14 protein-coding genes are annotated in these 14,750 nt (G+C 73.8%); 12 read left to right on the plus strand and 2 right to left on the minus strand.

The annotated features are described in order from the left end of the window. The first annotated feature begins 120 nt into the window (after positions 1-120). Genes GA0070623_RS25855 through GA0070623_RS25875 form a run of 5 tightly spaced genes read left to right on the plus strand, consistent with a single transcriptional unit; the run spans position 121 to position 6,259 of the window. A complete protein-coding gene (locus GA0070623_RS25855) occupies positions 121-2,055 on the plus strand; it encodes a DUF1800 domain-containing protein (RefSeq protein ID WP_067313646.1) in 1,935 nt (644 codons plus the stop codon). Between the two features lie 44 nt (positions 2,056-2,099). After that, the gene (locus GA0070623_RS25860) at positions 2,100-3,467 is read left to right on the plus strand and encodes a DUF1501 domain-containing protein (RefSeq protein ID WP_231932550.1); all 1,368 of its coding nucleotides are present in this window, start codon (positions 2,100-2,102) and stop codon (positions 3,465-3,467) included. After that, a complete protein-coding gene (locus tag GA0070623_RS25865; RefSeq protein ID WP_067313642.1) occupies positions 3,464-4,885 on the plus strand; it encodes a ferredoxin reductase family protein in 1,422 nt (473 codons plus the stop codon). Before GA0070623_RS25860 ends, GA0070623_RS25865 begins: the two co-directional genes overlap by 4 nt. Positions 4,886-4,895: 10 nt before the next feature. Next, complete coding sequence (locus GA0070623_RS25870; protein WP_067313639.1) at positions 4,896-5,492, plus strand: FMN-binding protein; 597 nt, start codon at positions 4,896-4,898, stop codon at positions 5,490-5,492. 44 nt (positions 5,493-5,536) lie between these two features. Further along, positions 5,537-6,259: an FAD:protein FMN transferase gene (locus tag GA0070623_RS25875; RefSeq protein WP_067313664.1), complete on the plus strand. Its 723-nt coding sequence runs from the start codon at positions 5,537-5,539 to the stop codon at positions 6,257-6,259. A 90-nt stretch (positions 6,260-6,349) separates the two neighbouring features. On the opposite strand, the gene GA0070623_RS30145 is transcribed toward GA0070623_RS25875, so the two are convergent. Further along, positions 6,350-6,508, minus strand: coding sequence for a hypothetical protein (locus GA0070623_RS30145; RefSeq protein ID WP_157517623.1), 159 nt, complete (start codon positions 6,506-6,508; stop codon positions 6,350-6,352). Positions 6,509-6,706: 198 nt separating this feature from the next. Next, complete coding sequence (locus tag GA0070623_RS25880) at positions 6,707-7,378, minus strand: bifunctional DNA primase/polymerase (protein WP_067314857.1); 672 nt, start codon at positions 7,376-7,378, stop codon at positions 6,707-6,709. Between the two features lie 248 nt (positions 7,379-7,626). Between GA0070623_RS25880 and GA0070623_RS25885 the strand changes: the two genes are divergently transcribed. The 7 genes from GA0070623_RS25885 to mctP all read left to right on the plus strand — a co-directional run bounded on the left by GA0070623_RS25885 (position 7,627) and on the right by mctP (position 14,667). Further along, on the plus strand, positions 7,627-8,853 hold the full coding sequence (locus GA0070623_RS25885; RefSeq protein WP_067314860.1) for a helix-turn-helix domain-containing protein: 1,227 nt from the start codon (positions 7,627-7,629) through the stop codon (positions 8,851-8,853). Positions 8,854-8,869: 16 nt separating this feature from the next. Then, positions 8,870-9,451, plus strand: coding sequence for a flavoprotein (locus tag GA0070623_RS25890; RefSeq protein WP_067314863.1), 582 nt, complete (start codon positions 8,870-8,872; stop codon positions 9,449-9,451). A 56-nt stretch (positions 9,452-9,507) separates the two neighbouring features. Further along, positions 9,508-10,374 carry a Nif3-like dinuclear metal center hexameric protein gene (locus tag GA0070623_RS25895; protein WP_067314865.1) on the plus strand — a complete coding sequence of 289 codons (867 nt, stop codon included), beginning with the start codon at positions 9,508-9,510 and terminating at the stop codon, positions 10,372-10,374. Beyond that, complete coding sequence (locus tag GA0070623_RS25900; protein ID WP_067314868.1) at positions 10,371-11,108, plus strand: zinc ribbon domain-containing protein; 738 nt, start codon at positions 10,371-10,373, stop codon at positions 11,106-11,108. The genes GA0070623_RS25895 and GA0070623_RS25900 overlap by 4 nt, the downstream gene beginning before the upstream one ends. A 4-nt stretch (positions 11,109-11,112) precedes the next feature. Further along, positions 11,113-12,396 (plus strand): bifunctional RNase H/acid phosphatase, encoded by a 1,284-nt coding sequence (locus tag GA0070623_RS25905; protein ID WP_067314870.1) that lies wholly within the window; start codon positions 11,113-11,115, stop codon positions 12,394-12,396. A gap of 251 nt (positions 12,397-12,647) precedes the next feature. After that, positions 12,648-12,893: a DUF3311 domain-containing protein gene (locus GA0070623_RS25910; protein ID WP_067314872.1), complete on the plus strand. Its 246-nt coding sequence runs from the start codon at positions 12,648-12,650 to the stop codon at positions 12,891-12,893. A 118-nt stretch (positions 12,894-13,011) separates the two neighbouring features. Then, positions 13,012-14,667, plus strand: coding sequence for a monocarboxylate uptake permease MctP (mctP, locus tag GA0070623_RS25915; protein WP_067314875.1), 1,656 nt, complete (start codon positions 13,012-13,014; stop codon positions 14,665-14,667). The last annotated feature ends 83 nt before the right edge of the window (positions 14,668-14,750 follow it).

Consider the following 14,750-nt stretch of genomic DNA (forward strand, 5'->3'; position numbering starts at 1 on the left):
GCCTTGAAGGCCACCCACCGCTTGGCTACCTTCCCGGGCAACTCCTCCGGCAACAGCCGCCGCACCCGCCGCCCCGCCCGGTCGCAGCGTACGGCGCATCGAAGAAAGCGGGACTGGCGCATGGCCGACCGGAACGTGCCACCGCGGCGACCGCGTGACGGACAGGGGTACGGTGCCGCCCGTGGCCCGCAGTGGGTCGGCCCCGAGGGCCTGGGTCGGCAGGCGTTCCACCAGCCGGCCGGCAGCGGACTGCCCATTCTGGACGACGACGGTGACGACGATCGGAGCCGGGTCGGCCGGCGACGTGCCCTGGTCGCGCTGGGCGGCACCGCCGCCGTGGTGGCCGGTGGCGCGGCGCTGGCGATGAGCCCCCGGGTGCGGGGCCTGTTCGACGAGGCCGCCGGGGACGCCACCGGCGTCACCGCCACCGACGGCACGCCGGCCCGTCCGAGCGGCCAGCAGCCGAGCACGGTACGCACCTACACCGAGCAGAACGAGAGCTACATGGGCTCCCGGGCCGGCGCGGCGCTGAAGCGGAACTCGCCCAGTGGTGGCCGTACCTTCTCCGGGCCGGCCGACGCGGCGGCGCGGACCCCGGTGACGGTCAAGACCGTGCTGGCCAAGGACCCGGTCCGGCACCTGGCCAGCCGGGCCACCTTCGGGGCCACCCCCAAGGTGCTCGCCGACATCAGGCGGATGGGCATCGACGCCTGGGTGCGTCAGCAGCTCGACCCGGAGAAGATCGCCCCGAGCGCCGCCGAGCTGAAGCTCGCCGAGCTGCCCACTCTCGCGCTGACCAGCAAGCAGCTACGCGACCAGCGGGAACAGCTCGCCGCGCGGGGGGCACAGCCGGAGAAGGAGATGGTCGACGGCACGCTGGCCCGGCAGATCTGGTCGCAGCGGCAGCTCTACGAGGTGATGGTCGACTTCTGGAACGACTTCCTGCACGTCGCGGCGGACTTCGACGGCGGTGAGGCGTACCGGAACTCGTTCGACCGGGACGTGATCCGCGAGCACGCCATGGGCAGCTACCCGGAGATGCTGGTGGCCGCCAACCGGCACCCGGCGCTGCTGCTCTACCTCAACCAGAACGACTCCCGGGCCGACGCGGTCAACGAGAACCTCGCCCGGGAGAACCTGGAGCTGTACTCGGTCGGGGTCGACGGCGGCTACACCGAGAAGGACGTCCGGCAGGCCGCCCTGCTCCAGACCGGCCGGGGTGTCGACGACGGGCGGTACGTCTTCCGCCACGACCGGCACTACCGGGGCAAGGTCAAGATCCTCGGCTTCAGTCACCCCAACGACTCGACCGACCCGAAGAGGGCCGACCAGGTCGTCGACGCGTACCTCACCTACCTCGCGCTGCACCCGTCGACCGCCCGGTCGGTGGCGCGTGCCCTGGCCACCCGGTTCGTCTCGGACACCCCGCCGAAGTCCCTGGTGGACCGGCTCGCCCGGATCTACACGGTCAACAGGGGCTCGGTGAAACCGCTGCTGATGTCGCTGTTCAGCTCCTCGGAGTTCTGGGCGGCGGTGGGCCAGAAGGTGCGCCGGCCGATGGAGTACCTGGTCGCCACCTACCGGACGCTGGGCGTCGGGCCGCAGGCCGGGCCGGGCTTCCGCCAGGGCGACAGCAAGCGCACCGCGTTCGCCCAGGGGCTGCGCCAGATCCACGACAAGCTACGCGAGCTGGGCCACCACCCGATGGGCCAGCCCACCCCGGACGGCTACCCCGACGTCTACGTCGCCTGGACGTCGGCCGGCACGATGGTCAACGGCTGGAACGAGGCGGCCGAGCTGATCGCCGGGAACCGCACCCCGTTCACGTACACCCGGCCGGAGAAGCTGGTGGCGAAGCCGCCGGCGACCGCCGGGGCGTACGTGGACGCGCTGGCCCAGCGGCTGGTGCACCAGAAGCTGTCCACCCGGGAGCGGAACCTGATCCTCGGGGTGGCCGGGGTGTCCGCCAGCACCAGGGTCGACGCCACGTTCGACGGGGCGATCGCCGCCGTCGCGCGGGCGATCCTCGCGTCCCCCCAGCACCACCTGCGGTGAGGCAGTCGATGGAGAAGCCGGCGACGCATCCGAGGGAGAAGACCGTGCCCGCGTTCCCCCCGCACCCCGAGTGCCCCGACCTGCGCCGGCTCGCCGACAACCCGGCCGAGGCGCTGCTGCGCGCCGAGGCCGACGTCGTCGCCGCCGAGAACGCCGCCGAGGCCGACCGCTACCGCCGGCTGGAGGAGCTGGAGGAGGCGCAGCAGGACGGGCGCGGGGTGACCCGGCGGACCTTCGTCGCCGGTGCCGCCGCCACCGCCACCACGCTGGCCACCGCCCAGTTCGTCAGCACATCGGCGTCGTTCGCGGCGACGAGGACCGGCACCCTGATCCACGTCTTCCTCTACGGCGGGCTGGACGGACTGAGCCTGGTCGCCCCGGCCGACGACCCGGTGCTCGCCAAGGTCCGCCCCGACCTGCTGCTCGGCGACGACTCGCTGGCCCTGGGCCGGGGCTTCAAGCTGACCAGCGCCTTCGCCCCGCTGGAGAAGTGGCTGCGGACCGGGCGGCTCGGCTTCGTCCCGGCGGTCTCCGACGAGCGGCTGTCCCGCAGCCACTTCCAGGCCGCCGATGCCTGCAACCTGGGCGGCCTGCCCAGCGAGACCGGCGGCCGGGGCTGGCTGGACAGCCTGGTCGACTCCCTCGGCAAGGGCACCGCGTTCCGTAGCGTCGGCATCGGCAGCACGCTGCCCCGCTCGCTGGTCGGCACCAACGGCGCGCTGTCGCTCAACAGCGTCGGCTCGCTGCGGCTCAACGGCGACGACCGCTACCGGGCGGCCACCGAGAAGGCGATCCGGGGGCTGTTCACCGGGATCCACCATCCCGTCGAGGAGGCGGTGATCGAGGGGATGGGCGCGCTGTCGACCGCCCAGCAGCTCGCCGCGAAGCCGTACCGGCCGGCGGAGGGGGTGACCTACGAGGGCATCGGGTACGCCTTCCAGCAGCTCGCCCAGTTGATCAAGGGTGGGGCGAACGTCCGGGTCGCCACGGTCGGCATGGGTGGCTACGACACCCACGAGAACCAGGGCACCCGCGCCGGCGGCCAGCTCCACCGGCGACTGGGCGAGCTGGCGAAGGCGATGGCGGCCTTCCTCACCGACCTGGGCGACCGGGCGGACGACGTCACGATCATGGTGTCCAGCGAGTTCGGCCGGCGGGTCGCCTCCAACGGCGGCGGCACCGACCACGGCCACGGCGGGGTGGTCACCGTCCTGTCCGGCCGCCGGCTCGCCGGCCCGCTGCTCGGTGCCTGGGACGGCCTGGGCGACCTGGACTCGGGCGACGTGCCCGAGTACAACAACATGTTCGACGTCTACGGCACGGTGGCGCAGGGCCGGTTCGGGCTGACCACGGCCCAGGTGGACGGGATCTTCCCGAGAAGGAAGTTCACCCCGATGAAGCTCTACGCGTGACCTGTCGGGACCTGCCCGCCGCCGGCCGTCGTACCGGGGATCCGTCCCGGCACGGCGGCCGGTCGGCTGCGTCCGTACCCCCGCCGCCGGCCCTGCCCCGGCGGGGGTCCACCGGCCGGCGGGTGCTGTCCGCGCTGTTCTGGCTGGGCCTGGTCGCGGCGGTGCTCCCGTGGTGGCTCGACACCCCGGCCGGTTCGCTGGCCGGCACCGCCGACCTGCTCACCGCGGCCGGGCGGGTCACCGGCCTGATCGCCGGCTACCTGCTGCTCGTGCAGGTGCTGATGATGAGCCGCCTCGGCGTGCTGGAACGCGGGGTCGGCGGCGAGCGGCTGTCCCGGGTGCACCGGGACCTGGGCGCGACCCTGCTGGTGGCGGTGCTGGCCCACCTGTCGCTGCTGGTGGTCGGCTACGCGCGGACCCAGGGCAACCCGGTCACCACCCAGGTGGGGGTGCTGCTGCGCGACTTCGACGACCTGGTGTCCGCCTTCGTCGCGGCCGGCATCCTGGTGCTGGTCGGCGGCACCGGCGTCCGGGCCGTCCGCCGGGCGGTGCCCTACGAACTCTGGTACCACCTGCACCTGACCAGCTATCTCGCGCTGCTGCTCGGCTTCGGCCACCAGTTCAGCAACGGCGCGCAGCTCTTCCCGCCCGGCCCGGTCCGCACCGGCTGGACCGCCGGCTACCTGCTGGTGGCCGCCGCCCTGGTCTGGGGCCGGCTGGTCGCGCCGCTGCTGCTCAACCTGCGGCACCGGCTGCGGGTGACCGACGTGGTGGCGGAGAGCCCGGACACCGTCTCGATCTACCTGACCGGCCACCGGCTCCTCCAGCTCGACCTGCTCGGCGGGCAGTACCTGCGCTGGCGGTTCCTGACCCGGGGGTGCTGGTGGCAGTCGCACCCGTTCTCGCCGTCCGCCGCGGCGAACGGCCGCTGGCTGCGGCTGACCGTCAAGGTGGTCGGCGGGCACACCGCCGACCTGCGCGACCTGCGACCCGGCACCCGGGTCTGGGTGGAGGGTCCGTCCGGGACCTGCACCGCCGCGCACCGGACCCGGGAGCGGGCCCTGCTGATCGCCGGCGGCAGCGGCATCGGCCCGCTCCGGGCGATGCTGGAGGAGCTGCCGCCCGGCGCAGCCCTGATCTACCGGGCCCGCACCCCGGCCGACGTGCTGCTGCAGCACGAGCTGGACTGGCTGGCCCAGGCCCGGCAGACCGCCGTCTGGTACGTCGTCGGCTCCCGCGACGACGCCGGCCCCCGGCAGGTGATGAGCCCGGACGGGTTGCGCCGGCTGGTGCCCGACCTGACCCGCCGGGACGTGTACCTGTGCGGACCACAGGGGCTGGTCGACTCCTCGGTGCGGGCGCTGCGCCGGGCCGGGGTGCCCCGCCGGCAGATCCACCTCGCCCCGTTCGAGCTGTAGGAGGGCTGACATGCGTCGCGCGCTTCTCGCGATCACCGGGCTGGCCGCCGGCACCACCGCGCTGGTGGTGCTCAAGGGGGCACCGGGCACCGGCCAGGCCCACCAGGGCCTGCCGGCCACCACGCCGGCCGGCACCCCGGCCCGGAGCGGCCCGGCCACCACCGGCCCGGCCACCACCGACGCGACCCCGCAGCGCGCCACGGCGACGAGCCGGCCGACCGGCCGACCCGGCGCCACCCCGAGCCGCACCCCCGGCGGCACCCGGAGCACCCCCGGCGGCACCCCGCCCGCCCCGAGGGCCGGCTCCGCCGCGCCGCCGTCGGCCACCCGCCGGGTCACCGGCCCGGTGATCTCCACGGAGTACGGCAACGTGCAGGTGCGGATCACCGTCTCCGGGACGAGGATCGTCGACGCGGTGGCCGTGGAGCTGCCCCAGGGTGGCCAGTCCGACCTGCGCAGCGCCCGGGTCGACGACGCCTACAGCGGCACCTCCGGGGCGGTGGTGCGTCAGCAGAGCGCCCTGCTGGACACCGTCTCCCAGGCGACCGCCACCAGCGACGGCTACCGGCGGTCGTTGCAGGCCGCGCTCGACCGGGCACGCGGGTGACCGTGCCACGGACCCGGCCCGGCCTGCGCCGGGTCGAACAGGTGATGGGTACGGCGATCAGCCTGGACCTCGCCGACGACCTGCCCGCCGCCACCCTGCGTACGCTCGCCGGCGACACCTTCCGCTGGCTGCGTGAGGTCGACGCCCGGTTCACCACCTACCGCGACGACAGCGAGGTACGCCGCGTCGACCGGGGCGAGCTGCCGCTGTCCGGGGCGTCGGCGGACCTGCGCGCGGTGCTGGCCCGCTGCGCCGACCTCTGGGGCGACACCGACGGCTACTTCGACGTGTACGCCACCGGACGGCTGGATCCCTCCGGTTTCGTGAAGGGCTGGTCGGTCCAGGTCGCCTCGGACCGGCTGGTGGCCGCCGGGGCCGCCCACCACTGCCTGAACGCCGGTGGCGACGTCCGGGTACGCGGGCACTCGTCGTCCGGGCGGCCGTGGCGGATCGGCGTCCGGCACCCCTGGGACGCGTTCGCCACCTGCCTGGTGCTCACCGGTACCGACCTGGCGGTCGCCACCTCGGGCGTCTACGAGCGGGGGCACCACGTCCTCGATCCCCGGCGGGGCGAGCCGGCGCGGGGCCTGCGCTCGGTCACCGTGGTCGGCTCCGACCTGGGCGTCGCCGACGCCTACGCCACGGCGGCGGTGGCGATGGGGGTGGCCGGCGTCGGCTGGCTCGACCGGCTGCCCGGCCACCGGCACGCGGTGGTCACCGACGACGGCCGGCTGCTGCGCTCCACCAGCCTGCCGCTGGTCGACTGACCGCACGACCGGGCGGTACGGGTGCAGGGGCGTGGTGGGGCCGGTGGACGGTGCCGGCCGGTGGACGGCAGCGGGTGACCGCGGTGCGGGTCACCGGGCGGTGCGCCGGGTGCCGGCCGGGCGGGAGCCGGTGGGTCGGGGCCGCCCCGGTCGGGAACCGGCGGGTCGGCTGTCCGACCAGTGCCGGGGTCGCCGCCGGTGCGGTGGTTCGGTGCCGTCGGTGTGCCGCATCTCGTCGTCCCTGGCCATGTTCCTACCCCCGCTCCGCAGGCGCACCCGCGCCGTCGTGGTGTGCAACGAGCGCGGCGGCGGCCGGGACGCTGGCCGGAACCCGACCCTGCCGTGCGGCACCCGGCCATTGCCGCCGTGCGGCACCCGGCCATTGCCGCCGTGCGGCACCCGGCCATTGCCGCCGTGCGGTGCCCCGCTGTGGCCGCCGCGCGGTGGTCAGTGGCCGCGCCGGGGCAGCGGGAGCTGGCCGGGCAGCAGCTCCGGGGTCAGCGTCACCCCGTCGGCCCGTAACGCCTCGATCAGGGTGTTCTGCAGCAGGTACGAGTCGGGCAGTTGCCAGCGGGCCTGTTCCGGGGCGACCGCCCAGCGCACCGTGCCCTCGGGCAGCCGGGTGGGCGGGGCCGGTATCCACGACCCGGCACCGTGGCGCACCACGTGGAAGCAGTGCTCCAGTTCGGGGCGGAGCGGGTCGCCGGGGCGGACCAGGAACATCCACCGCCCGGTCGGGGTCACCACCACCGGCCCCTGGGCACCCGACCCGGCCGGGTGGCCGGGAACCGCGTCGAGCAGCCGCCGGCCCAGCTGCGCCGAGACCTCCAGCACGTCGAAGGCGCGGCCGGTGGGCAGCAGCACCCCGTGCGGACGACTGCGCCACCAGGTGGCCACCCGGGCCGGGTCGGTGCTCGCCCCGCGTTCCCAGTTCTCCAGGGCGGGATGACAGCCGACCGTGGGGCAGCCGGCCCGGCCGCAGACGAAGCGGCTGCGCGCGAGGCAGGCACCGGGGGTCACCTCCCAGCCGTGCACCGCGTACCGCACGGCGATCCGGCGCAGCCGGACCCGCTCGATCGGCGACAGCTGGGCGACCCTCGGCCCGACGTTTCCCCACATGTCCCGTGCTCTCCGCTCACTCCGACCGGTCACCGCGCCACCCCCTACGTCGAGCGCCGTCACTGTCCCGACCCGGGATCGTTGACCTGACGAACAGCCCGTGCAACTTGCACGAAAAGTTACGAGAACCACCTGTATGGGTGCCGCACACGCTGTGCGACCAGCAGGGACGGACGGATCGGAAGCACCCCGCCGGGGTCGTCCGCAGACCGGCCGGACGAACCGACGAGGGGGAGGAACGGGAGAAGATGGACGAGCTGCCGATCGGGCGACGGGTGGCCTACTGGCGCGGGCGGCGCAAGATGTCGCAACAGGTCTTCGCCGACCGGCTGGGCAAGTCCAAGAGCTGGGTCGACAAGGTCGAGCGCGGGGTCCGCCGGCTGGACAAGTTCTCCGTCCTGTACGAGATCGCCGTCATCCTCCGGATCGACGTGCAACTGCTGCTCGGCAAGGACCCGGAACGGCGCAGCGACGCGCTGACCTGCATCGACCAGATCGAGGTGCAGGAGATCCGGGCTGCCCTGGAGCAGTACAGCTCGATGACCGCGTACTTCGACGCGGTGTCGCACCCGCCGCCCCTGCCCGACCTGGGCAAGGCCGTCACCCACGCCTGGCTCACCTACCAGTACGGCCGCTACGCCATGCTCACCCGGGCGCTGCCGAAGCTGCTGCGCGACGCCCAGGCCGCCGACGCCGGCCACCAGGGGGAGCAGGCGAAGGAGGCCGCCAACCTGCTCGGGCAGGTCTACCAGATCGCCTCCTCGGTGCTGCGCAAGCTGGGCGAGTGCGACCTGGCCTGGTTGGCCGCCGACCGGTCGATGGCGGTCGCCCAGCGTGCCGACGACCCGCTGCTGGCCGGGGTCGCCACCACCCGGGTCTGCAACGCGCTGGTGGCGATGGGCCGGGCCCGCCCCGCCCTGGAGTTGAACGTCAGCATCGCGAACCGGCTCGCCCCCGGCGGCATGAACGACAGCGGGCCGGGCCGGCTCTCCGTCTACGGCATGCTGCTGTTGCAGGGGGCGATGGCCGCCGCCCGGTTCGGTGACTCGGACACCGTCGAGGACCTGTTCCACGGCGCCCACGAGGCGGCCGTCATGCTGGGCGGCGACCAGAACCACTACTGGACCTCCTTCGGCCCGACGAACCTGGAGCTGCACCGGGCCGCCGCCGCGGTGGAGATGGGCGACGGCGGACGGGCGGTGGAGATCCACCAGCGGATCCCCGAGCCACGCTTCAACGGGTTGCTGCCCGAACGCCGCGCCCACCACCTGCTCGACATCGCCCGGGGCTACACCCAGGTCGGTGACATGGCCAAGGCGGGGGAGATGCTGCTGCGCGGCGACCGGCTCGCCCCGTCGGAGATCCGCTGCCGGCCGATCGCCCACGAGGTGATGTCCGACGTGCTGCGTCGCACACGGGGTGCGTTGCCCGCGCCGCTGGCGGAGTTGGCTGAGCAGATGGGAGTCGGAGTATGAACGCGGCGGTGGCCGGATGAGCGGCGGACCGCACCGGAACGACGAGCGCCGGACGGTGCTCTACGTCATCGCCTGCGGTTCGCCGCTGGCCCGTCACCTCGACCGCCTGGTCGGCCTGGCCCAGGACGACGGCTGGGAGGTCTGCGTCGTCACCACCCCGGACGGGGCGAAGTTCGTGGACCGGTCCGCGCTGGCCCGGCAGACCGGCCACCCGGTGCGGACCCACTACAAGAACCCGGGCGACCCGGACCTGCTGCCCCCGGCGGACGCCATGGTGGTCTGCCCGGCCACCGTCAACACGGTCAACAAGTGGGCGGCCGGGATCACCGACACCCTGGCGCTGGGCCTGCTGGTCGAGGGGCAGGGTCGGGGGGTGCCGGTGGTGGTGGTGCCGTTCACCAACGCGGCGATGGCCGGGCACCCGGCCTTCCAGAGCGGCCTGCAACGGCTCCGCGAGTGGGGCGCCACGGTGCTCTTCGGCGACCACGTCTACCCGTTGCACCCGCCCGGTACGGGGGAACGGCACCTGCACGCCTTCCCGTGGGAGGTGGCGGTGGCCGCCCTGCCGGACCGGTCCCGGGCCGCCTCGGCGGCCTGACCCGGGCGGCGGGCGGCGGGCGTGGTCGCCGCTGCGCGCCGGTAAGCTGACCGGCCGTGAGCACAACCGCGTCCCCGCCGTCCGTCGCCGACGTCGTCACCGAGCTGGACCGGCGTTACCCGCCCGCCTGGGCCGAGGAGTGGGACCGGGTCGGTCTGGTGCTCGGCGAGCCCACCGACCCGGTCCGCCGGATCCTCGGCACGGTGGACGTCGTACCCGAGACGGTCGCCGAGGCCCTCGCCGCCGGGGCCGACCTGATCGTCGCCCACCATCCGCTGCTGCTGCGTGGTGTCTCCTCGGTCGCCCCGACCACCTGGAAGGGGCGGATCGTGCACGACCTGATCCGCGCCGGTGTCGCCCTGTACGTGGCGCACACCAACGCCGACGTCGCCGCACCCGGCGTCTCCGACGCGCTGGCCGCCCGGTTCGGGCTGACCGACCTGCGCCCCCTCGCGCCCTCCGCCCCCGGTTCCCCGTCGGCCGGTGGTGGCCGGGGCATCGGCCGGATCGGCGAGCTGCCCGCCCCGATGAGCCTGGCCGAGCTGACCCGGCACGCCGCCGCCGTCCTGCCGGCCACGGTCTGGGGGGTTCGCGCCGGGGGTGATCCCGGGCGTATCGTGCATACCCTCGCGGTCAGCGGCGGCTCGGGCGAGGGTTTCCTGGCCGCCGCGACCGCCGCCGGAGCGGACGCGTTCCTCAGCTCCGACCTGCGGCACCACTCCGCCGGTGAGCACCTCGCCGCCGGTGGACCCGCCCTGCTGGAGGCCGCGCACTGGGCGACCGAACGACCCTGGCTGGACGACGTGGCCGCCCACCTGCGGGCCGGCTTCGGCGTCGAGACCGTGGTGTCCGACCTGGACACCGACCCGTGGACCGTGCACGCCGCCGCACCCGCGATGGACGACAAGGAGCCCCGACCGTGAAGGCTGAACCCCAGGTCCAGCGCCGCCTGCTCGATCTTCAGGCGATCGACACCACCCTCGCCCAGCTCGCCCACCGACGCCGGTCGCTGCCCGAACGGGCCGAGTTGGAGGGGTTGGCCCGCGAGCTGTCCGGGTTGGAGGACGAGCGGGTCCGGGCCCAGGTCGCCGTCGACGACCTGGACCGGGACATCGCCCGGCTGGAAAAGGACATCGACCAGGTACGGGCCCGGAAGAGCAAGGACGAGACCCGGCTGGCCAGCGGCAGCGGGCCGGCCCGCGAGCTGGAGGCACTCCAGCACGAGCTGGTCTCCCTCAACCGGCGTCAGAGTGACCTGGAGGACGCCGAGCTGGAGCTGATGGAGCAGCGCGAGACGGCGCAGGCCACCCTGGACGGGATCGAGGCCCGGATCGCCGAGACCCGGGACCGGCGGGCCGCCGCCGAGCAGCGCCGCGACGAGAGCCTGGCCGCCATCGCCAAGGAGGAGGAGTTCAAGCAGGGCGCTCGTAAGCCGCTCGCCGCGGACCTCCCCGCCGACCTGGTGAGCCTCTACGACAAGATCCGCGAGGACACCGGCCTCGGTGCGGCACTGCTCACCTCGGGCCGCTGCGGTGGGTGCCGGCTGGAGCTGTCCGGGGCGGACCTGGCCCGGATCCGCCGGTCGGACCCGGACGAGGTGGTCCGCTGCGAGGACTGCCGGCGGATCATGGTGCGTACCAACGAGTCGGGGCTGTAGCCCGGTGGCGGTACGCGCGGTCGTCATCGAGGCCGACGGCGGGTCGCGGGGCAACCCCGGTCCGGCCGGGTACGGTGCCGTGGTCCGGGATCCGGCCTCCGGCGAGGTACTGCTCGAACGTGCCGAGGCGATCGGCACGGCCACCAACAACGTCGCCGAGTACCGGGGTCTGATCGCCGGGCTGGAGGCCGCCGCCGAGCTGGGCGCGGTCGAGGTCGACGCCCGGATGGACTCCAAGCTGGTGGTCGAGCAGATGTGCGGCCGGTGGCAGATCAAGCATCCGGGGCTGCGCCCGCTCGCCGCGCGGGCCGCCGCGCTGGTCGACCGCTTCGACACCGTCCGGTTCAGCTGGATCCCCCGGGACCGCAACAGGCACGCCGACGCCCTGGCCAACGCGGCGATGGACGCCGCCGCCGGCAAGCCGTTCCGGCCGACGCCCGGTTCGTCCGCCGGCCAGCCGTCCCGGCCGACGCCCGGTTCGTCCGCCGGCCAGCCGTCCCGGCCGACGCCCTCGTCGTCCGGCGACGAGCCGTCCCGGCCGGTGGCCGGTGCCGACTCGCCGGGCCGGGCGCAGGCCCGCGAGGTGGCCGCCCGCGCGGCCACCCGGACCGCCGGCACCGACCCGGCGACCACCAAGGCGTCCTGGGAGCCGCGACCGACCTTCACCGCCACCCGGCTGATCCTGGTCCGGCACGGCGCGACCGAGTGGACCGTGCAGCACCGCTACGCCGGCCGCGCCGACGTGCCGCTGTCCGAGTCCGGCCAGGCCCAGGCCCGGGCCACCGCCGCCCGGGTGGCCGCGCTGGCCCCGTCCGTCGCGGCCGTGCTCAGCTCCCCGCTGTCCCGGTGTACGGCCACCGCCGAGGCGATCGCCGGGGCACTCGGCGGTCTGCCGGTACGCCCGCAGGACGACTGGATCGAGTGCGACTTCGGCGACTGGGACGGCCACACCTTCGCCGAGGTGCGGGACCGCTGGCCCGGCGAGTTGGACGCCTGGCTCGCCTCCACCCGGATCGCCCCGCCGGGCGGTGAGTCGTTCACCGAGGTCGGGCAGCGGGTCGACCGGGCGATGGCGGCGCTGCGCGAGGCGTACCCCGGAGAGACCGTGGTGGTCGTCTCACACGTCTCGCCGATCAAGCTGGCGTTGCGCGACGCCCTCGCGGCCGGCGATGCCTTCCTGCACCGGCTCTACCTGGACGCGGCGGGCATCTCGGTGCTCGACATGTGGCCCGATGGCGGGATCGCGGTCCGCTCGGTCAACGACACCGCCCACCTGCCGCCCGACTGAGCCCCGGTCGCCCACCGGCCGGTCCGGGACGTCCCGGACCGGCCGGTTCGCTGTGGCCCGGTTCGTCGTGGCCCGGTCCGCGGGTCGATGCGCCGTCCGTCGCCGGTCGATGTGCCGGGCCTGGGGTACGCCGCTCGGCGCAGCCGGCCGGCCGTTGAGCGCATCGTCGCGCGCCGATGGAAGGTGAACCGCTCCACCGGGTCGTAGCGTCCGGCCGTTACCGGTCGGCACGACTACCGGAGGTGGGTCAGATGACCGTCGGCGAACCGGAGACACCCCGTGCGGCGTCGTCCAGGGCGAAGGACCACAGCCCCTGGAACTGGTTGCTCTTCGTCCCGATCGTGGTGCCGCTGATCCCGGTGCTGTTCAACGCGGACTCGCCCCGGCTGTTCGGCTTCCCGCGCTTCTACTGGCTGCAACTGGCCTGGATCCTGCTCGGGGTGGCCACCACCACGCTGGTCTACCGGATGACCCGGAAGCGGGGTGGGGACCGGTGAGCGCGAGGAGTGAGCCGGTTGTGCGAGCCCCGCAGTCGCGAACGGCAGGTGGCTCGGTGAGTGCGAGGAGTGAGCCGGTTGTGCGAGCCCCGCAGTCGCGAACGGAGGGGGAACGCTGATGTGGCGTGATCATCTGACCGAGATCATCGTCTTCTCGGTGCTCTTCCTGCTGGTCAGCGCGATGGGTTTCGTGGCGGCCCGGTGGCGGGCGCCGAAGGACATGGCGCACCTCGACGAGTGGGGTCTGGGCGGGCGCAGCTTCGGCGGCTGGATCACCTGGTTCCTGGTCGGCGGTGACCTCTACACGGCGTACACCTTCGTGGCGGTGCCGGCGCTGATGTTCGGGGCGGGCGCGGCCGGTTTCTTCGCGGTGCCGTACACGATCGTCATCTATCCGCTGGTGTTCCTGGTGCTCTGCCGGCTCTGGTCGGTGTCGCACCGGCACGGCTTCGTCACCCCGGCCGACTTCGTGCGCCGCCGGTTCGACTCGCCGGTGCTGGCCCTGCTGATCGCGATCACCGGCATCGTGGCGACCATGCCGTACATCGCGTTGCAGCTGGTGGGCATCGAGGCGGTGCTCAAGACGATGGGGGTCACCGGGGACAACGCGGTGGCCCGGCACCTGCCGATCATCATCGCGTTCGCGATCCTGGCCGCCTACACCTACCAGTCCGGGTTGCGCGCCCCGGCGCTGATCGCGTTCGTCAAGGACAGCCTGATCTACGTCGTCATCCTGGTGGCGGTGATCTACCTGCCGTACAAGCTGGGGGGTTGGGGTTCGATCTTCGACGCGGCGGACGCGAAGTTCGCCGCCTCGCCCAACCCGAACGACGGCATCCTGCTCAACGCCGACAATCAGCTCCAGTACGTCACCCTGGCGTTCGGTTCGGCGCTGGCGCTCTTCCTCTACCCGCACAGCATCACCGGTGTGCTGGCCAGCCGGAGCCGGGACGTGATCAAGCGGAACATGTCGGCGTTGCCGGCGTACAGCCTGCTGCTCGGGCTGATCGCGCTGCTCGGCTTCATGGCCATCGCGGCCGGGGTGAAGCCGCTGCCCGGGGCGAAGGAGGGCACCCTCGACAGCAACACGGTGGTGCCGGTGCTGTTCGACCAGCAGTTCCCGGACTGGTTCGCCGGGGTGGCGTACGCGGCGATCGGCATCGGCGCGCTGGTGCCGGCGGCGATCATGTCGATCGCGGCGGCGAACCTGTTCACCCGCAACATCTACAAGGAGTACCTGAGGCGGGACGCCAGCCCGGCCCAGGAGGCGACCGTATCGAAGGTCACCTCGCTGGTGGTGAAGGTCGGCGCGGTGGCCTGCATCGTCTTCCTCGACCCGCAGTTCTCCATCGACCTCCAGCTGATCGGCGGCGTGATCATCCTGCAGACGCTGCCGGCGGTGGCGCTGGGTCTCTACACCCGCTGGTTCCACCGGGGCGCGCTGATCGCCGGTTGGGCGGCCGGCATGGGGCTGGGGATGTGGATGCTCTACCAGATCCCCAACCCGGCATCGAAGCGCGCGCACTTCGGCGGGTCGGCGTTCCCGCTGTCCGACTTCGGCTTCGACACCAAGAAGACGATCTACGTGGGCATCGTCGCCGTGCTGGTGAACCTGGTGGTGGCGGCGCTGGTCACGCTGGCGCTGCGGGCGGCGAAGGTGGCCGAGGGCACCGACGGCACCACCCCCGACGACTACTTCGCCGACGAGGGCGACCCCCGCATCACCCCCGCCCCATCCCGGACCACCACCCCGTCCCCCGAACCCATCGCCTGACCAACCCCCGCCCTCCGCCGCCCCCGTTTCCGCGCCCGCCCCGGTGATCAAGAGCTTTGCGTCACCCCGCCCCCCGAATGCTG

Origin of the sequence: Micromonospora rifamycinica (assembly GCF_900090265.1) — a bacterium.
GTDB lineage: Bacteria > Actinomycetota > Actinomycetes > Mycobacteriales > Micromonosporaceae > Micromonospora > Micromonospora rifamycinica.